This is a genomic window from uncultured Hymenobacter sp. (assembly GCF_964243305.1).
Classification (GTDB): Bacteria; Bacteroidota; Bacteroidia; order Cytophagales; family Hymenobacteraceae; genus Hymenobacter.
Genome location: NZ_CAXTEF010000003.1, coordinates 17,523 through 36,018 on the forward strand (window position 1 = coordinate 17,523; position 18,496 = coordinate 36,018).

Sequence of the window (18,496 nt, forward strand, 5' to 3'; positions counted from 1 at the left end):
TAAGCCAAAGGCGTCACGCCGCGTGCGCCGTCACGTAGCGCACAAAGTCGCCCACAGTATAGAACGGTACCTCGTCGGGCACCGTGATGTGAAAGCTGCGCTCCAGCTCCAGGATGATGTCCACGACATCAACGGTGTCGAAGCACAGGTCGCGGCTGAGGCTGCTGCTCACGCGCAGGCGCGAGGCCCGAATAGCTTTGCGCTTGCTGATGATGCGCAGCACTTGCTGCTTGATGGCGGCCGAAGCCACGGCGGGGGGTAGGGAGCCCGCTGGCAAGGTATCGATAGTGGAAGAGATGTACATTTTTTGCAGAAAAAAGAATGGTGGAGAGCGTAACTGTGCGCTTTTTATTGCGCAGACTTTAAACCACTTGTGAAAGCTAATTTGAATACTTTGACCCGCTAGGGCCCGACCAGCAGCGAGCCAGCCGGGCCAAAAGGGTCAGATTTCGCGGAGCCGGCTCTTAAGCCAGCACGGCCGGGCGAGCGGCTTCTATCTCCTCAGAGTCCGCGGCTTCTTGTTTGGTTGCAAGCGCATCGGGGTTTTTTCCCGTGATTTTGCCCTTCAGCGTCTCGCTGAGCAGATACATCACCGGCACTACGACCAGCGTGATGAGCGTGGCGAAGCTCAGGCCGAAGATGATGGTCCAGGCCAGCGGGCCCCAGAACACCACCGATTCGCCGCCGATGAAGAAGTGCGGGTTGCCGGAGTTGAACAGCTCGTAGAAGTCGATATTCAAGCCAATGGCCAGCGGAATCAGGCCCAGCACGGCGGCTGTGGCGGTCAGAATCACCGGATTCAGGCGGGTGCGGCCGGCCAAAATGATGGCCTCGCGCATCGGCATCCCCTGCGAGCGCAGCATGTCGGTGAATTCAACGAGCAAAATCCCGTTCTTCACCACGATGCCGGCCAGGGCGATAATCCCTACCCCCGTCATCACGATGCTGATGTTCATGCCCGTGACGGCCAGGCCCAGTAGCACCCCGATGATGGAGAACAGCACTTCGCTCAGGATGATGAGCGGCTTGCTGAACGAGTTGAACTGCGTGACCAGAATCATGAAAATCAAGCCCAGCGCCAGCAAGCCAGCTAAGGGCAGAAAGTCGCTGGTCTCTTTCTGGTCTTCCTCGGCGCCGCCCATGCGGATGGTGTAGCCGGGGGGGGTAGGGAATGCCTGGAGCGCCTGCCGGATGTTGGCCACCACATCGGGGCCGGTGAAGCCGTTGAGCACATTCGAGGAAATGGTGATGACGCGCTTCACGTCCTTGCGCTTGATGCCGCCGTAGGTCGTGCTGTAGGTCACATCCGCTACTGCGGAAATCGGCACCTGGCGCACGGCGCCGGTAGCATCGCGGAAGGTGAGCGGCGAGTTCACGATGGCGTCCACGTCGTCGCGGTAGGGCTTGGCGTAGCGCACCTGAATCGGGTAGTCGTCGTCGGCGGTCTTGAATTTGCTGGCCTCGAAGCCGTAGATGGCCGTGCGCACCTCCGAGCCAATCTGGGCGGTGCTCAGGCCTTCGCGGTTGGCGCGGACGCGGTCGATGTTGACGGCGATTTCGGGGTTGCGGTCCTCCAGGTTCGAGCGCAGCTGCTCGATGCCGCCAATCTTGAGCGAATCAATGTAGCGGGTCACTTTCTTGGAAAGCGCCGCCAGCTGCACATAGTCGTCGCCGGCCACCTCGATGGCAATGTCCTTGCCCTGGGGCGGCCCGCTGGACTCCTGGTCCACGGAAACTTCGGCGCCGGGAATGCCTTTCACCACCTGCCGGATTTTGTCCATATAGGTGCTCGTCACCGGGCCGGTGCGCTCACTCAGCTCCTTGAAGGCCACGCCCACCTTGCCCAGGTGCGACTGCGAGACGCCCTGCGTGGTGGCCTCGCCGGGGTCGCCGGCGGCAATGGCCACGTTGGTCAGCACCGATTCCACGTCGGGGTTATTGCGCCCGATGACACCATATATCCGCTGTTCCAGCACTTTCGTCACCGAGTCGGTTACGTCCACGCGGGTGCCGACGGGCATCTTGAGGTAGGTGTAGATGAACTTGGGGTCGCCCTTGGGAAAGAAGGCAACCTTGGGCTTGCGAATGCCCACGGCCACAATCGAGAGGACGAACAACACCACCATGCCCGCCAGAATCGCGCCCTGCCGCCAGAGCGTGCCGCCCGTCACGGTGCGCACCAAGTTGGCGTAGCCGTTCTGGAAGCGGGGTAGGGCGCGGCTCTGAAACCAGGCAATCATGCGCACGAACACAAACTTGTTCAGGAAAATCAGCAGGATGACGGTTAGCATCAGGTTGCCCACGAAGGGCGAGCCGGCCACGTAGCCAACGACGGCAATCAGAGCCAGGCCGCCCATTGCCAGCAGGAAGTTGCGGGTCAGCTTGGGCGTCTCCACGCGGTCGAGGTGCTCATCGCGCTGCATGAAGCTGACGGCAAACACCGGGTTCATGATGAAGGCCACGATGAGCGACGAGAGCAAGGTCAGAATCAGCGTCACCGGCAGGTAGTACATGAACGAGCCCACGATGCCGGGCCAGAACATGAGCGGAATAAACGGCGCCACCGTAGTGAGCGTGCCGGCCAGCACCGGCACGAACACCTCGCCGGCCGCGAACTTGGCCGCGTTGGGCGTAGTCAGGTTAGGGTGCTCGTGGAGCAGGCGGTGGGTGTTTTCGATGACCACAATGGCGTCGTCGACCACGATGCCCAGCGCCAGCAGAAAGGCGAAGAGCACAATCATGTTGAGCGAAAAGTCCAGTGTGGGCAGCATCACGAAGGCCAGGAACATGCTCAGCGGCACCGACAAACCCACGAACAGGGCGTTGGTGGTGCCCATGAAGAACATCAGAATCAGGGTCACCAGCAAAAAGCCGATGATGATGGTGTTAATCAGGTCGTGCAGGGTCACGCGGGTGTCGTTCGACGAGTCGCCGGTGATGGTGATGGTCAGCTCGCGGGGCACGCTGCCCTTCGAGTCGGCCACGATTTTCTTAATCTTATCCGAGGCGTCAATCAGGTTTTCGCCCTGTCGCTTCACCACGTTCAGGCTCACCGAAGGCTTGCCGTCGAGGCGGGCGTAGCTCTCGCGGTCCTTGAAGGCGTCTTCCACGGTAGCAATATCACCCAGGCGCACGGCCGAGCCGTTGAGGTTCTTGATTTGGATGTCGGCGATGTCGGAGGCGCGCACGTACTGCCCGGCCACGCGCACGGCCCGCTTCTGGTTGCCCACGTCGATGGAGCCGCCCGAAACCGTGATGTTCTCGGCGCCGATAGCGCGGGTGATGTCAGTAAAGCCCAGGCGCGAGGCGCGCAGCTTGTTGAGGTCCACGTCCACGTTTACCTGCTGCTCCAACGCGCCCACGATATCCACGCGGGTGATTTCGGGCAGCGCCTCAATCCGGTCCTGAAAGTCGTCGGCCAGCTTCTTGAGCTGGGCGGCGGGCAGGTTGCCGGCCAGGTTGACGTACATAATCGGCTGCTCCGAGATGTTGACCTCGTTCACCGAAGGGGGGGTAGGCAGGTCGTTGGGCAGCTCGCTGGCCGCCTTGTCCACGGCGTCCTTGATGAGCTGCTTGGCGAACTGCACATCCACGTTGGAGTTGAACTCCACGTCCACGATGCAATAGTCCTGGTTCGAGGTCGAGTTGATTTTCTTCACCCCGTTCACGCTCTTAATCTCCTTTTCGAGCTGGCGCGTGACCAGGTTCTCAATATCCGCCGGCGAGGTGCCCGGATACACCGTGGCCACGATGATGCGCGGAATCACGATATCCGGGAATTTCTCCTTGCCCAGCTTGATGTAGGCGAAGATGCCCGCAATACAAAGTATTACGGTCATAATGTAGATGCTCGTCTTGTTATTGATGGACCAGCTGGTCGGGCCGAATTCTTTTTCTACGTCTTGCATAACTTTCTTTCAGTGAAATGGAAAGCTTAATTGGGAGCGGACGGTCGGCTCAGAGCCGACCATCCGCTTGCCGTCCGAACGAGGGGGTAGGGAACGACGCGGACTTCAACCGAGTGGTCGGCTGCTTAGCGGACGGCGTTGGCGGCGCCTGCCACCGCCACGGCCTGCCCGTCGTTCAGGTTCTGGTAGCCGGCCGAAATCACCTGGTCGTTGGCCGCGAGGCCGCTGGTGACTTCCACCTTGCCGTTGTAGGTGGCGCCGGTTTTGATAACGCGCTTCTTGGCGACGGTCTTGTTGCCCTCTTTGCTGGCAACATAGACGAAGCTGTTCTGCTCGTCCTTCTGCACCAAATCGACGGGTAGCACCGTGGCCTTCTCGCGGTCGTAGTTCTGGATGCGCACCGTCGCCACCATGTTGGGGCGCAGCGTGGCGGCGCGGTTGCCAGCTAAGCGCAGCTCCACGGTGAAGGTGCGGCTCGTAGCGTTGATAGTGCGGCTCACCGTGCGGACCGTGGCCGTGATTTCCTCGTTGCCCATGTCCGGGATAGTCACCAGGGCCTTATCACCGGCCTTGATTTTGTTGCCGTAGGCTTCCGACACGTCGGCCAGAATCTTGCCGCCTGTGCCCCCGGTCAGGCGCACGACCGGCGCCCCTGGCGCAGTTACCTCGCCCAGCTTGGGCAGCACCTCATCTACGCTCCCACTAAAGGGCGCCACCACGCTATAGAGTGCGCGCTGCTCATTGAGCGTGCTCAGGTTGCGGCGCAGCGCCTCGTAGTTGTTCTTGGCGGTCAGAAACTGAATTTCGGTGCCGATTTGCTGGTCCCAGAGGCTTTTCTGCCGCTGATACACCGTGCGGGCCAGCTCCATGCGCGTGCGCAATTCAGCGATGCCAGCATCGAGAATCGAGGCGTCCACCGTGGCCAGCACCTGCCCCTTGCGCACCCGGTCGCCGCGCTGCACCCGCAGGCTGGTGAGCGTGCCGGCGGCGCGGGCGCCCACGGTCGCGTTCTGGTCAAAATCAACGCGACCCTGCACTTCGAGGTAGCTCTTGAAGCTCTCGGGCTGCACGTTCAGCACCGAGACGGGCGTGGCCGTCAGGGCCGGGTTGCCATCGGCGGCGGCCGGCCCGGCCTTGGCTTCGAGGGCCGCGATTTTGGCCTGATTATCAGCCTGCTCTTTTTTAAGGGCGGCGAGTTCGGCTTTGGGGTCTTTCGAGCCGCCGCAGGCGGCGAGCGTGGCGGCAGTGAGAGCGGCGAGGAAAAGAGTAATTGGGCGCATCTTCTTAAATCGTTGTTAGGCTGAGGGTTTCCCTACCCCCCATTTGTCCTGCTGAGCTTGCGAAGCATCCTCTCACTACGGAACGAGCAGTAACCAACCGTTTTGGGTTCGTTCTCCGGCGAGAGGATGCTTCGCGGGGCTCAGCATGACAACCGGGGGGTAGGAAAATCAATTAAATTACTTGGTTTGCTGATACAGCTCGCCGGTGGCCTTATCGCGGTCCACCTTCGCCACCAGCACGTCATAAACGGCGCCGTAGTAGTTGGTCTGGGCGGCGCGCAAGTCGGTTTCAGCGCTAATAACTTCCAGGTTCGACCCTACGCCGGCGTTAAACTTAATCCGCGTGACGCGCGACACGTCGGCGGCCAAATCCAGGTTAGCCTTCTGATTATCGAGCACGTCGAGGGCATTGATGAGCGTGGCGCGGCTTTGCGCGTCCTGCAAGTCGATGCTCTGGCGCAGGGTTTCGAGGCCGCGCTCAATGGTTTGCTGCTGAATGCGGCCCTGTTGCACCTGGTATTTACGGCGGAAGCCGTCGAACACCGGCACGTTCAAGCTCAGCCCCACGTTGCCGAAGCCAAACCAGTTCTGGTTGATAAAGCCGGCGCTGCTGCGCGAGCTGGGTCCGCGAAAATCGAGCAGGCCGCCGAGCTTGGGGTCGGAGCCGGTGAAGCCGTAGGCGCCCGTGAGTAGCAGGCGGGGGTAGGCGCCGGCGCGGCGGTTGCTCAGGTCCAGGCCGGCCAGCGCCTGCTGGGTTTCGAGCACCGAGAACTCGATGCGATTGTTGTAGTTGAACGCCGCCGCGGCCTGGCCGGGCCGGGCGCCGCTCAGGGCGGTTTGCTGGTCGAGGCGGTTTTGCTCGGCCGCGTTGCCCTGGCCGGGCGTAGCGGCGGGCTGCGTGGGCAGCGCGTTGATGCCATTGGCGCCGCCACCGGTCTGAAAATTCCCTACCCCCAGGCGCTGACGCAAAGCCGCCGCATCCACCACGGCTGCGCCCAGCGAGTCGGTGAGCTGCACGGGTTGCTGCTGGGGCAGGCCCATCTGAAACTTGAGCAGGGCCACGCTCAACTCGGTCAGGCGCTGGGCATTTTGCTGGTCCACCACTAAGTTGTTGCGCTGCACCCGCAGGCGGTCCACGTCGAGCTTTTCGGCGAAGCCCGCCTGAAAGGTTTTCTGGGTCTGAAACAAGACCGTGTCGAGGCGCTGCACGTTGCGCGAGAGCAGCGCGAGGCGGGCGCGGGCCACGAGCGTACTATAATACGCCTTGCTGACCTGCTCCACCACGTCGATTTCGGCTTGCTGGGTTTGCTTTTTCGAGAGCTGCTCGTATACCTTGGCCGCCCGCAGCCCAATGAACAGCGAGGGGTCGAACAACACCTGCGAGACGCTGGCGCTGGTCGAGCCGGCGTAGGTTTGGCCGAAGGCGATGGGCGATGGGCCGGTCCGCACCACCTCGCCGTAGGCCGGATTGAGCGTCACGGCGCCGCCGGCTTGCGCGTTTTTAATATCATCGGCCGTGAGAGTGGTGCCTCGTAGCGGCGGAGCGCCAAACGCCCCGAAGTCCACGAGCGACTTCTGGAGCTTGAAGTTGTCGGCGATGTTGGCGCTTACGCTCACTTGCGGCAAGCCGCCGCTCTTGACTTCGCCCACGCGGGCGCGGGCCGTCTGCTCGGCCAAACGCGTGGCCAGCAGGCTCGACTTGTTCTGGATAGCGTAGCTCACCGCTTGTTGTAGCGTGAGGGGCATCGCGGCGCCGGCCGCGGGCTGTCCCAGGTTGGGCGGCGTCTGCTGGGCGCGCGCCGTCTGGGGCGCCCCGCCTAGTAGCGCGGCGGTCAGCAGACTGGAAAAAGCAAAAAGATGTTTCATAAAACCAACAAAACGGGGAAAACAAAGCTTCGTTATGGTTGAGTAATAATTACTTAAGCCTTACTCTTCCTCGATGACGTGGCGGTAGGAGTTAATGAGCTTGTGGCCCTTGAGCGTGGCGACGCCCAGCATGAAATGTTCGAGGATGGCCTGTTGCAGGCGCTGCACCTCAAACTGCCGGGGCGGAAACACATCGGCGTTGAAGGCCAGCTCAATCTGGGCCAGGCGCAGGCGGGCCAGCACGTCCACGTCGAGGTCGGCGCGGTAAAGGCCCTCGCGGATGCCGCGGTGCAGGTTGTCGCTGATTTGGCGCAGGATGTAGCTGTGCTTGTGCTCGGTCCACAAAACCCAGCTTTCGGGGTAGTATTTCTGCAAGTCGTAAAAGATGCCGGGGTGCACGTCCGAGAACTGCGCCCGCAGCCAGTCCATCATCCGAAACAGCTCGTCGATGGCCGAGGTAGCCTCTTTTATCAGGCCCTCGCACTCGCCGGCTTCACGGCCCAGGTGGCTCTGCATCACGGCGTGCACCATCTGGTCTTTGTTTTCAAACCACTTGTAGAGCGTCTTTTTTGAGATGGCCAGCTCCTGCGCAATGTCATCCATGCTCACCGAGCGGATGCCGGCGCGCATGAACAGCTTTTCGGCCGAGAGCAGGATGCGGGTTTTGGGTTCCATAAGTTGCGAGGCAAAGATACGACGGAAACTTTTAATGATTCTAAAGTTTCCATTGATTTTTCGTTATTGCTTTGCACCGCCCCAAACTCCCCGCCCCAAACCAGACGCGCCGCCCGCCCGAATACTTTGCCCGTTGCTGCCTTTCTTCGAGCGGCGGCCCGCTGCCTACTTTTGCCCAGGCTCCCTACCCCCTCCCGTCCTTTCAAGGTGCCGCTGCTTATGACTTTCCGCACCGGCTTCGGCTACGACGTGCATCAACTCCAGCCCGGCTTGCCCTTCTGGCTCGGCGGCATTCAAGTGCCCCACACCCACGGCGCGCTGGGCCACTCCGACGCCGACGTGCTCATCCACGTCATTTGCGACGCGCTGCTCGGCGCCGCCAACCTGCGCGACATCGGCTTTCACTTCCCCGACACCGACCCGCAATACAAAGGCATCGACTCGAAGAAGTTGCTGGCCGGCGTGCTGCGCCTGCTGCGCGAAAAAGGCTACGAAATCGGCAACATCGACTCGACCATCTGCCTGGAAAGCCCCAAGGTCAACCCCCACATCCCGGCCATGCAGCAGACGCTGGCCGGGGTGATGCAAATCGACCCGGAGCTGATTTCCATCAAGGCCACCACAACCGAGAAGCTGGGCTTCGTAGGCCGGCGCGAGGGCGTGGCGGCGTATGCTACCGTACTGATAACCAAAGCTTAATTCATTCCGAAACGCCCGTCATGCAGAGCGCCAGCGAAGCATCTCGCGTGGGGAAGTAATCAAGCTTGACCACCCGATTGGATTACCACCCGCCCGAGCTGCTTCGCTGCGCTCTGCATGACGTGCTAGTTTCTATTGCCTCCCACCCCATGAAAAAAACCTGCCTCGCCCTGCTGCTGGCCGCCGCTTCCCTACCCCCCCTGCTGGCCCAGACGCCCACCAAAGTCAAGGTCAAATCCAAAAACCGGGCAATCAATCAGCCCACCACCCAGCCCGTGCGGGTGACGCCGCAATTCGCCGAAATCCCTACCCCCTCCGCTGATGCCAACCCCGACTGGTCGGTGCGCTACGCCGATTTAATCACCGCCGATGGCCTGCGCCGCCACCTGAGCGTGCTGGCCTCGGACGAGTACGAGGGCCGCGAAACCGGCCAGAAAGGCCAGAAAATGGCCGCCGACTATATCACCGCGCGCTTCCGGGAAGATGGACTGGCCGGACCGGTGAAAACCGGCGCCAACCCCAATCAGCAGGCCTTTGAGCTGGAGCGCAGCACCTGGGCACCGGGCGGCCAGACCTTGCAGGTGGGCAATAAAACCTACGCCTGGCTCCAGGATTTCTACGCCCGCGGCAACCCGCCGTTTCAGCAGCTGACCACGGTGCAGCCCGTGTTTGCGGGCTACGGCATCGAGCAGGAAGGCTACTCGGACTACGCCCTGGCCGGCGACGTGATAGGCAAGGACCTGCTCCTGCTCAGCGGCGAGCCGCTGACGGCTGACGGCAAGCCCGCCCTCAGCACCGATGGCCAGCCGACCCGCTGGGGCCAGGCCAACCCCAGCGCCAAGCTGGAGCAAGCCGCCAAAAAAGGCGCCCGCAGCGTGTTTTTCGTCGATTTCAGCCCCAATGCCAACTTCGCCAAGCTCGTGGGCCGGCTCACGCCCGGTATCACGGCCCCGGGCATCCGCTTCGCCGACCAGCCGGTGCGCTACGCGCCGGGTTTGTACGTGGCGCCGGCCGTGGGCTATACGCTGCTGAAAAGTAATGAAGCGGCTGTGCGCAAGTACTTAGCGGCCGTGGGCGCGGCCAAGCAGCCAGTTAAGTCACCGTTCAAGGTAGCCAGCTTCAAAGTCAAGACCGAGAAAAAGCGCGAGGCTTTTGGCACCGAGAACGTGCTGGGCTACCTCGAAGGCAGCGACAAAAAGGACGAGCTGCTGGTCATTTCGGCCCACTACGACCACCTAGGCACTTTGAATGGCGAAGTCTATAACGGGGCCGATGATGACGGCTCCGGCACCAGCGCTGTGCTGGCGCTGGCCGAGGCCTTCAGCAAAGCCCGGCAGGAAGGCCACGGCCCGCGCCGCAGCATCCTGTTTCTGACCGTGACGGGCGAAGAAAAGGGCCTGCTCGGCTCGCAGTACTACGCCAACAACCCAGTGCTGCCCCTGGCCGGCACCATCGCCGACCTCAACATCGACATGATTGGCCGCACCGACCCGCAGCACGAGGGCAAGCCCGACTACGTCTATGTCATCGGCTCCGACAAGCTCAGTTCGGAGCTGCACGCCGTGAACGAGCAGATGAACCGCCAGTACACCCAGCTCGACCTGGACTACAAGTACAACGACCCCGCCGACCCCAACCGCTACTACTACCGCTCCGACCACTACAACTTCGCGGCGAAGAAGATACCCGTGGCGTTTTTCTTCAACGGCGAGCACGCCGACTACCACCAGGCCAGCGACGAAATCGGCAAGATTGAGTTTGCGAAAATGGAGAAACGGGCCCGGCTGGTGTTTCACACCGCCTGGGAGCTGGCCAACCGCGAGGGCCGCATCGTGGTCGATTCCAACAAGCCCTAGCTAGCCTCAAAAGGCAATCAGGCTTCAACTCCTGCTTCACCTCTAAACGTCCTCTTCCACAATGCGAAATCCCCTGCTGGCCGCCGCGCTGCTGCTGGCCGCCACCCACCTGGCCCCGGCCCAAACCCAGCCCACCAAAGTCAAGGTGAAGTCGAAGCCCGGCCGGGCGGCCAAAATCCCTACCCCCCCTGCCGCCGCCGAAGCCACCACCGACTGGTCACTGACCTACGCCAGCACCATCACCCAGGAGGACCTGCGCCAGCACCTGAGCGTGCTGGCCTCGGACGAGTACGAGGGCCGCGAAACCGGCCAGAAAGGCCAGAAAATGGCCGCTGAGTACCTAAGCAAGCAGTTTGCTGAGCTGGGGCTGGCCGGGCCGGTGAAAGATTCGGACAACCCTTACATTCAGCATTTTACCCTGAGCCGCGTCGGGCTGGACCCGGCCTCATCGGTGAAGATTGGGAATCGGACGTTTGTGGTGGACAAGGATTTTTATCTGTTGCTGCGCGACGCCTCCACCACGTCGGCGACGGTGCAGCCCGCTTTTGTGGGCTACGGCATCAGCACCAAAGGCTACGCCGACTTCGCCACTGGTGCCGCCAACTTGAAGGACCAGCACCTGGTGATGCTGCTCGGCGAGCCCCTGACCAAAACGGGCCAGCCGCTGCTGGGCAAAGCCGGCCAGCCCAGCTCCTACGGTACCGGCGGCGTCGCGGAGATGACGGCGCGCTCCCCGGCCGTGCGCTCGCTGGCCCCCCGCTCCACGTTTCGCATTGCTTCGAGCGCGGCAGCGTTTGCCCAGGTCCCCCAGGACTACAAGGGCCTGTTCGACCGCACTGAGCAGCTGATTTTTCCCGACGAGCCGGTGCCAAAGTCGAGCAACATCAGCACGAACCTGTTCATCGTCTCGCCCGAGATGGGCGCCGCGATGCTGGGCACCACCACCGCTGGCTTAGTCAAGTACCAGAAGGCTGTGGCTGCTGCCGGCAAACCCATCGCCTCGCCCTTTAAGCCAGTTGCGCTCACGCTACAGGCGGCAAACAAAAGAGAGACCTTCACCACCGAAAACGTGCTCGGTTACCTTGAGGGCACCGATAAGAAAGATGAAGTGCTGGTTATCTCGGCCCACTACGACCACGAAGGCATCAAGAATGGGGTGGTCTATAACGGGGCCGACGATGATGGCTCGGGCACGGTGTCGGTGCTGGAAATGGCGCAGGCGTTTGCGCAAGCCAAAAAGGAGGGCCACGGCCCGCGCCGCAGTATTCTGTTTCTGGCTAATACCGGCGAAGAGGAAGGCCTGCTCGGCTCGAAGTACTACACCGACCACCCGGTTTTCCCGCTCGAAAGCACCGTGGCCGACCTCAACATCGATATGGTCGGCCGCGTCGACAGCACTCATATGGGCAAAGGCGACTACCTCTACCTGGTGGGCTCCGACAAGCTCTCCTCCGAGCTGCACGCGCTGAGCGAGGCTACCAACACCAGGTACAATCCCGTCGCGCTGGATTATAAGTATAACGACCCGGCCGACCCCGAGCACATCTACTACCGCTCCGACCACTACAACTTCGCCAAGCACAAGGTGCCGGTCATTTTCTACACCAGCGGCCTGCACCCCGACTACCACCGCCCCACCGACGACATCGACAAAATCGACTTCCCCGCCCTGACCCGCCGCAACCAGCTCATCTTCCACACCGCCTGGGAGCTGGCCAACCGCGACAACCGCGTGGTAGTCGATTCTAATAAGCCCTAAGGGGGCATAAGGAAAGTCTTCAGACGTCATGCTGCGCTTGTTGAAGCATGACGGCTAGACAGGTTTCGGGCGACTTTCACTACCCCTTCCAAGGGGTTTGTCAACTAACCAAAAAGCACTTTGGCACGCGCCAGAGTGCTTTTTGGTCTCACCTTACCAAGCAGCCTGCCGCCACTGCCCAACCCCTACCCCCCTTCACTTGGGCAAAGCCGCCGGCATTTGCAGCTCCCAGACCTCGAAGTTGCCGACGCTCATGATTTCGCGCTTCAAGTAAGGCCGCAGGCGCGGGTCGTGGAAAACCAGCGAGTGTTTGGTGTAGAGGTAGCGGGCGCCGCGGGCGATGCACTCGGCCAGGTAGGGCGGCCCGCCGGGGGTCGTGGGCGCCAGCGGCTGGTCGGGCCGCTCATCGCCGAAGCCCTTTTTATGCAGAAAGTCGCAGAGTTCACCCCCAGCAGCAGCGGCCAGAACCAGCGGGGCAGCCGCTCGGCGGCCAGGACCGCGGCAAAATCTGTTTTCACTAATCAGAGGGGGTAGGCCGGGCAAAGGTAGAGCGGCCGGGGGAGCGCTCAGTCAAGCCAGGCGGCTCGGTGGAATAGCTCGCTGACGCGCGCATCACGGCCCTGCTTCAGCTGCTTTAACTTTCCTACCCCCCTCTCTACCCCAAGCGGCTGGGTTTCGCCGGCCGGCGGCCCTGGCTTGTTCTCAAAGCCGCAGCCGGCCGCTCGGCGGGCCGCTCAGGTCAGCTTGCTTTCCGGGGCCATCGTGAGTTCGGCCAGAAACTCGCGGGCCGGCTGGTAGCGGGAGCGCAGCTCCTGAAACTGCTGCCAGGCCGCAGCGCGGTCGGCGCGCACGGGCAGGTCGCGCGCAGCCAACTCGTCGCAGGCGGCCTCGAAGTCCGCCTGGCCGGGCTTCTCGTCGGCCTCGCTCCCGGGCAGCAGGTTGGTCGGCTCGACTTTGGCCTTGGTGTCGAAGTAGCGGTAGATACGGTTGAGGGAGATGCAGCCGGCCTTGAAGGTCAGCTCGGCCTGCGGCAGGCGCGGCACGTCGAGGGCCGCGAAAAAGAGGTTGGCCGTGTCCAGAATCAGCCCGCAGGCCGTCACCCAGGAGCGGCCGGGTTGGGGCGAGCGGAAAAACGAGATGATGGGCAGCGAGGTGTGGCTTTCCTCCAGCTCCACAAACCACTGTTCCCAGTCGCCCCACTGCTGGGTATCATCCTGCAAGCCGCCCTCGCCGCGGTGCAGCCACAAGAGCAGCGTGCTGGCCTTGGCCGGCGCGCCAGCCCGCAGCTCCAGGCGGGCCACGGTGGTTTCGCGCCGCGAAAAGGCCTGGTAGATGGTGGGCAGGTAGGAGAGCAGCAGCGTGAGCAGCAGCAGCCCCAGCGTGGCTTCGGAGTAGCTGAACACGGTGACGGCCACGTTATGGGACTTCGAGGAGCCCAGCGTGAGCAAGGAGCTACAGCTAAGCTGGTAGCACTTGTACCAGGAGCCTTCGCCCAAGGCCCAGAAGATAAGGGTGTACGCCAAACTCAGCATGGCTTCCCACACAATGGGCAGCGCCACCAGGGCCACGGGTGCGTAGTGGGCCATGATGCTGTCGCGCCGGGCATAGGTGCGCGCCGCCGAAGCAGCCAAGTCGAACAGCGCCCGCACCCCAATAAATACGAAGGCATTGACCCGTACGGTCTCGTTGCGCGGCAGAATAAACGAGCGGATGGCGGCCGACAAGGTGACGATGACCAGCCCGATGCCCGACAAGCCCAACAGCACCCGCCAGCCTAGAAAAAGATACTCCATAAAGTAGCGACAAGGCGCGGCTTGGCGCCCCGCGCCATTTCAAACGCAAAGGGGGGTAGGGATGGCTAATTTCGAGGCTGCTCCACCCGAATGAAAAACTCTGAAAAGCTAAGTGGCACTGGCCAGCGAGTAGCGTAGACGCTGGCGCCGGCTGGCCAGGCTGGCGGCGTACTGCTCGCGCTGCTCGGCCGGCAGAAACGAGCGGGCCAGCAGCTGCTCGGTGGCCGTTTCGTGGCCGGTTATATCCAGCAGCAGGCGGCGCACCCGGCTGGCGGGCAGGCCCAGGCGACGGCCCAGCTCCTGAAAGTCATCGTAGGCCAGGTAGGCATTGGCCGCGAAGCTCGGCGTCTCGTGGTCGTTGGCAAATAAGTCCAGGGCCAGCCCGTTGCCGTCTCGCACGTGCAGGCTGGTGTTGAGCAGGTCATAGGCGGGCGTAAGGCGGTACTCCCCGGTCTCGGGGCGGCGGTGCAGCGAGAAGTTCTTGAGGTGGGCGTCGCCGTTGGAGACGAGATAATGGAAGAGGGTGAGGCGGAAGAAGAGGGTAGCTTCAGGCAGATAGTAGCCTGGCAGATAGTGCTTCAGCAAGGTGCCGATGCCCTCGTGACTAAAATCATATTTGTAGTTGAGCCCGTGTTGCTGCTCGGTGCGCTGACTTAGTTGGGCGAAATCTTCCTGCGCCAGATGCAGCCCGTCAGGGCCTACATCGAAGCGCCGGGTAAGATAGGCGGGGCTACCATCGGCCAGTTGCATCAGCGCACAGGCAGCAGTGGGCAGCTTAAATACCTGCCGGGCCAGCTGCATCGTGAAATGCTCATTGGCCGGCACGCTTTGCACCGCCGCGAACCGGGCAGGAGGAACGGGCTTGAGAATATACGTCCCGCCGCGCACGACTAATTCCAACCGGCCGGGCTCATCAGTACTGAGGGCGAGCGAAAACTTTTCCTGTACTCCGGAGATGGAAATCTGGCGCGTGAGCTGCCGAAAATGCTCGGCTTCCTGTAGCGTGGCCTGCTTCGGCGCTGCTAATGGCAAGCGCGCGGGCACTGGCGCACCGTTAAAAAGCTCCATGCGGCAAAGCAAGCAAAAGTCTAATTCAGTTTTCTTCAGCCGGCGCAGGCAGGCAGCACAGTAGCTCATAACAGCTTTTTGGCAACCGGCCGCACGGTAACGGCGCCGATGGTTTCGGAGTGCGCCGTGCGCAGCAAGCGTGTAAAATGGTCGTTTTCGTTGAGCAGCAGGTCGCGGCACTGAATCTCTTTCGCCGTGCCTTCGGCTAGCAAGCCAAAGAAGAAGGCGAATAAGACGGGCGACCGGAAGACAGCAGTCTGCTTGGGCAAGGTCAGGCTAATGGGCGGCTGGGCGGAGGCGAGGTAGTCGGCATCGTAGCGAAAAGTAAAACCTTCTTGACCCTGACTTAGGACTCCAGCAACCATTCCGTTGAAAAAAACTTCCGCAAGCGTGGTTTTCATCTGGCTGGCTGAATCTGTAATGTCAGTCCCAACGCTTGCAGCAAGCGTCCCAGTGGTTGAATGCCAATGTTGCTTCGGCCTGCTTCCAACTCTCTGATAGTGCGCGCTGATACATGGCTCAGCTCAGCCAGTTCGTGCTGAGTAAGCCCTGACTTATCTCGATAGTACTCAATAGTTAGCCCTAACGTTTTCTCTAACATGGCGGCAATATACCGCCTAATTTATAATTATTCAACCACGATTAGCATCTTATCATTATAAATAGGCAGAATATTGCCTGTATTGTTGATAAATATCCGCACAAATCATTCCCTACCCCCGCTCCGCCGCCCAAAGCTGCCGGAACGACTTGGCCGCCACCGGCAGCGCGGCGCGGCGGCGGTTCCAGCCCACTTTATCAAGCAATAAACCCAGGCTCCAGCTTTTGAGGGGGGTAGGGAGCACGTCGAAAAGCCAGCGGTGCTGCATGGCCTGCCGCCACAGGCCGATAGCCAGCTTTTCCTGGGTGGTGTTGTGGCCCTCGCGCACGCTCTGCTGACGGTTGCGCAAAAGCAGGTTGTGGAGGTTGATTTTGACCGGGCACACGCTGGTGCAGGCCCCGCACAAGGTGCTGGCGAAGCTCAGGTGCTGGTGCTCGGGCAGGCCGCTCAGGTGGGGCGAGATGACCGAGCCGATGGGGCCGGAATACGTCGTCTCGTAGGTGTGGCCGCCGATGTTCTTGTATACCGGGCACACGTTGAGGCAGGCGCCACAGCGGATGCAGCGCAGCGCCTCGCGGCTTCCGGGCTGGGCGAGCAGGTTGGTGCGGCCGTTGTCGAGCAGAATGACGACCATTTCCTCCGGGCCGTCGGCTTCGCCGGGCTGGCGCGGGCCGAAGTAGAGCGTATTATACACCGTGACCTGCTGACCGGTGCCACTGGTGCTGAGCAGCGGCCAGAACAAATCCAAATCAGTAAGCTGCGGAATGACTTTCTCGATGCCGACTACCGCGATGTGGAGCTTGGGGAAAGTAGCCGAGAGGCGGGCATTGCCCTCATTCTCGGTGACGGCCACGGCGCCAACGTCGGCGATGAGAAAGTTGCCGCCGGTCACGCCGACTTCGGCTGTGGTGTACTGGCCCCGCAGCAGGTGGCGGGCGGTGAGCACCAGCGTCTGGGCGTCGTCGGTGGGTTCGGTGCCCAGGTGTTTGACGAAGATATCGTTGATATCGGCCTTGCTCAGGTGCATGGCGGGCGTCACGATGTGGTAGGGCCGCTGGCCGTTGAGCTGCACGATGAACTCGCCCAGGTCGGTTTCGACGGACTTGATGCCTTGCTTTTTGAGGTAGTCGTTGAGGTGGATTTCCTCGGTCGTCATGCTTTTGGCCTTGACGACGGTTTTGGCCTGGTGGGCCTGGGTCAGCTCGCCGATGGCGTTTAAAGCCTCCTCCGTGTTCTGCGCCCAGATGACGCGGCCACCGCGGGCGCTGAAATTCTTTTCAAACTCCAGCAAGTACTCGTCTAGCTTTTCCAGCGCCTGCGCCTTAAGGTAGGCGCCGCGGGCGCGGGCCAGCTCGTGGTCGGCGTAGTAGCCCAAGCCCAGTGTGACGGCCGCGTCGTATTTGCCGATGTTGAAGCGGATTTTGCGGCGGTGCTCCAGGTCGAAGGCTTTTAGCTCCGCGTCTTTTTGGAATTGATGAGCTTTCAATTTAACGCGAAGTTTAAAAGAAGTTAAAAAATTAAGTTTCGCGAAGTAAGATTAGAGGTTGTCGACAACGCGGTGAATATGGTCTTTAAGGGAGATGACGTTGAAATTGATGAGCAAGCCCAGTCGGAGATGAGACAGTTTAAGGTAGTTCAGAAGCTGCTTGATATGAATAGGCGCCAACGCCTCAATGGATTTCAGCTCTAAAATCAGTTTATCTTCAACCAGCAAATCCAGGCGATAGCCAACATCCGCCAACTTCACCCCGTCATATATTACGGGCAACGCAACCTGGCTGGCGACTCGTAATCCAGCTTTGCGCAACTCATGCAATAATGCCCCTTCATATACCGCTTCCAACAGCCCCGGCCCCAGCGCAGTATGCACCCGGAACGCAGCCGTCATCACGAGCCCAGCTAATTGATTTTCGTGCATACACTTCGCGAAACTTAATTTTTAACTTTTTTTTAAACTTCGCGTTAAACTTACTTCAGGAGTCCGGCAGAATATCCACCTCCTGCACTAGCACCACCCGCTCAATCTCCCTGGCCCGCTTGGTGTTCGCCAGCCCGCCGAGTGCGGTTTCCTTATAGCGGGTTTCCATGCTCTGCCCCACTTCGCCGAGCGCCGCCACGCACTGGTCCACGGGAATCACGGGGTCGATGCCGGCAATGGCAATCTGGGCCGAGGAAAAAGCAATGGCCGCCGCCGAGGCGTTGCGCACCACGCAGGGCACCTCGACCAGGCCCGCCACCGGGTCGCAAATCAGCCCCAACATGCACTGAATGGTGACGGCCACGGCGGCGAACACCTGCTCCACGGGCCCACCCAGACAGTACACGATGGCCCCCGCGCCCATCGCCGCCGCCGAGCCGGTTTCGGCCTGGCAGCCGCCCACCGCGCCGGCCAGCGAGGCGTTCTGTTCGATAATCAGGGCTATGCCAGCCGCCACCAGCAAGCCTTCCAGAATGGCACGGTCAGCGAGCTTATGCAAGTCCTGGAGCGTGACCAGCACGCCGGGCAGAATGCCCGAGGCGCCGGCCGTGGGCGCCGCCACCACCCGGCCCATGCAGGAGTTCACTTCCTTAGCTCCTAACGCCCGCGTGATGAGCTGCTTAAACTCCGGCGAGAGCACCGTGACCGGCGAGGCCGCCAGCTTCTTGGCGCCGTTGTTTATCATGCCCGAGCGGGAAGTCATGTTGCCGGTCAGGCCCTCGTGCACGGCTTCGCGCATCACGTCGTAGGCCCGTTGCAGGCCGGCCCAGATGTCGGCCTCGGCGCGACCTTTCTGCTCGATTTCGTAGTCCAGCACCGGCTGGTAAAGCGGCTCGCCGGTGGCGGCGCAGTGGGCGCTCCAGGAAGCAAAATCAGTGAAGAGCAGGGACATGGCGGGGTGGGAGGGGGGTAGGGAATAAAGCAACAACCGAAAAGTACGGGCAAGCACAACAAAACGGGCCGCCCCCCGGTGCGGGGAGCGGCCCGTTTGTGCCGGGGTCAGCAAAGATTCT

The 18,496-nt window shown here is 61.5% G+C and carries 16 protein-coding genes; 3 read left to right on the forward strand and 13 right to left on the reverse strand.

Annotated elements, in window-relative coordinates; genetic code table 11:
* Positions 1–13: 13 nt before the first annotated feature.
* The 5 genes from ACFE70_RS02950 to ACFE70_RS02970 all read right to left on the reverse strand — a co-directional run bounded on the left by ACFE70_RS02950 (position 14) and on the right by ACFE70_RS02970 (position 7,729).
* A complete protein-coding gene (locus ACFE70_RS02950; RefSeq protein WP_375416220.1) occupies positions 14–304 on the reverse strand; it encodes an acyl carrier protein in 291 nt (96 codons plus the stop codon).
* 160 nt (positions 305–464) lie between these two features.
* A complete protein-coding gene (locus ACFE70_RS02955; protein ID WP_375416221.1) occupies positions 465–3,908 on the reverse strand; it encodes an efflux RND transporter permease subunit in 3,444 nt (1,147 codons plus the stop codon).
* Between the two features lie 125 nt (positions 3,909–4,033).
* On the reverse strand, positions 4,034–5,188 hold the full coding sequence (locus tag ACFE70_RS02960) for an efflux RND transporter periplasmic adaptor subunit (RefSeq protein WP_375416222.1): 1,155 nt from the start codon (positions 5,186–5,188) through the stop codon (positions 4,034–4,036).
* A gap of 177 nt (positions 5,189–5,365) precedes the next feature.
* Entirely contained in the window at positions 5,366–7,054 is a 1,689-nt protein-coding gene (locus tag ACFE70_RS02965) for a TolC family protein (protein ID WP_375416223.1), read from the reverse strand.
* Between the two features lie 60 nt (positions 7,055–7,114).
* The gene (locus ACFE70_RS02970) at positions 7,115–7,729 is read right to left on the reverse strand and encodes a TetR/AcrR family transcriptional regulator (protein WP_375416224.1); all 615 of its coding nucleotides are present in this window, start codon (positions 7,727–7,729) and stop codon (positions 7,115–7,117) included.
* A gap of 219 nt (positions 7,730–7,948) precedes the next feature.
* Between ACFE70_RS02970 and ispF the strand changes: the two genes are divergently transcribed.
* The 3 genes from ispF to ACFE70_RS02985 all read left to right on the forward strand — a co-directional run bounded on the left by ispF (position 7,949) and on the right by ACFE70_RS02985 (position 12,043).
* A complete protein-coding gene (gene ispF / locus ACFE70_RS02975) occupies positions 7,949–8,428 on the forward strand; it encodes a 2-C-methyl-D-erythritol 2,4-cyclodiphosphate synthase (protein ID WP_375416225.1) in 480 nt (159 codons plus the stop codon).
* Positions 8,429–8,577: 149 nt separating this feature from the next.
* Positions 8,578–10,284: a M28 family peptidase gene (locus tag ACFE70_RS02980; protein ID WP_375416226.1), complete on the forward strand. Its 1,707-nt coding sequence runs from the start codon at positions 8,578–8,580 to the stop codon at positions 10,282–10,284.
* 61 nt (positions 10,285–10,345) lie between these two features.
* Positions 10,346–12,043, forward strand: a complete 1,698-nt coding sequence (locus tag ACFE70_RS02985) for a M28 family peptidase (RefSeq protein WP_375416227.1) — start codon at positions 10,346–10,348, stop codon at positions 12,041–12,043.
* Between the two features lie 195 nt (positions 12,044–12,238).
* On the opposite strand, the gene ACFE70_RS02990 is transcribed toward ACFE70_RS02985, so the two are convergent.
* From ACFE70_RS02990 to sdaAA, 8 genes are all read right to left on the reverse strand, one after another.
* Positions 12,239–12,586: a hypothetical protein gene (locus tag ACFE70_RS02990; RefSeq protein WP_375416228.1), complete on the reverse strand. Its 348-nt coding sequence runs from the start codon at positions 12,584–12,586 to the stop codon at positions 12,239–12,241.
* A 191-nt stretch (positions 12,587–12,777) separates the two neighbouring features.
* Positions 12,778–13,836, reverse strand: a complete 1,059-nt coding sequence (locus tag ACFE70_RS02995; RefSeq protein WP_375416229.1) for a hypothetical protein — start codon at positions 13,834–13,836, stop codon at positions 12,778–12,780.
* A 108-nt stretch (positions 13,837–13,944) separates the two neighbouring features.
* On the reverse strand, positions 13,945–14,904 hold the full coding sequence (locus tag ACFE70_RS03000) for a HipA domain-containing protein (RefSeq protein WP_375416230.1): 960 nt from the start codon (positions 14,902–14,904) through the stop codon (positions 13,945–13,947).
* Positions 14,905–14,969: 65 nt separating this feature from the next.
* Positions 14,970–15,305, reverse strand: a complete 336-nt coding sequence (locus tag ACFE70_RS03005) for a HipA N-terminal domain-containing protein (RefSeq protein WP_375416231.1) — start codon at positions 15,303–15,305, stop codon at positions 14,970–14,972.
* Positions 15,302–15,505 (reverse strand): helix-turn-helix domain-containing protein, encoded by a 204-nt coding sequence (locus ACFE70_RS03010; RefSeq protein WP_375416232.1) that lies wholly within the window; start codon positions 15,503–15,505, stop codon positions 15,302–15,304. Before ACFE70_RS03010 ends, ACFE70_RS03005 begins: the two co-directional genes overlap by 4 nt.
* 112 nt (positions 15,506–15,617) lie before the next feature.
* Entirely contained in the window at positions 15,618–16,991 is a 1,374-nt protein-coding gene (locus tag ACFE70_RS03015; protein ID WP_375416233.1) for a lactate utilization protein B, read from the reverse strand.
* A 51-nt stretch (positions 16,992–17,042) separates the two neighbouring features.
* A complete protein-coding gene (locus ACFE70_RS03020; RefSeq protein WP_375416234.1) occupies positions 17,043–17,423 on the reverse strand; it encodes a GxxExxY protein in 381 nt (126 codons plus the stop codon).
* Positions 17,424–17,478: 55 nt separating this feature from the next.
* Positions 17,479–18,375 carry an L-serine ammonia-lyase, iron-sulfur-dependent, subunit alpha gene (sdaAA, locus tag ACFE70_RS03025; protein WP_375416235.1) on the reverse strand — a complete coding sequence of 299 codons (897 nt, stop codon included), beginning with the start codon at positions 18,373–18,375 and terminating at the stop codon, positions 17,479–17,481.
* Between the last annotated feature and the right edge of the window lie 121 nt (positions 18,376–18,496).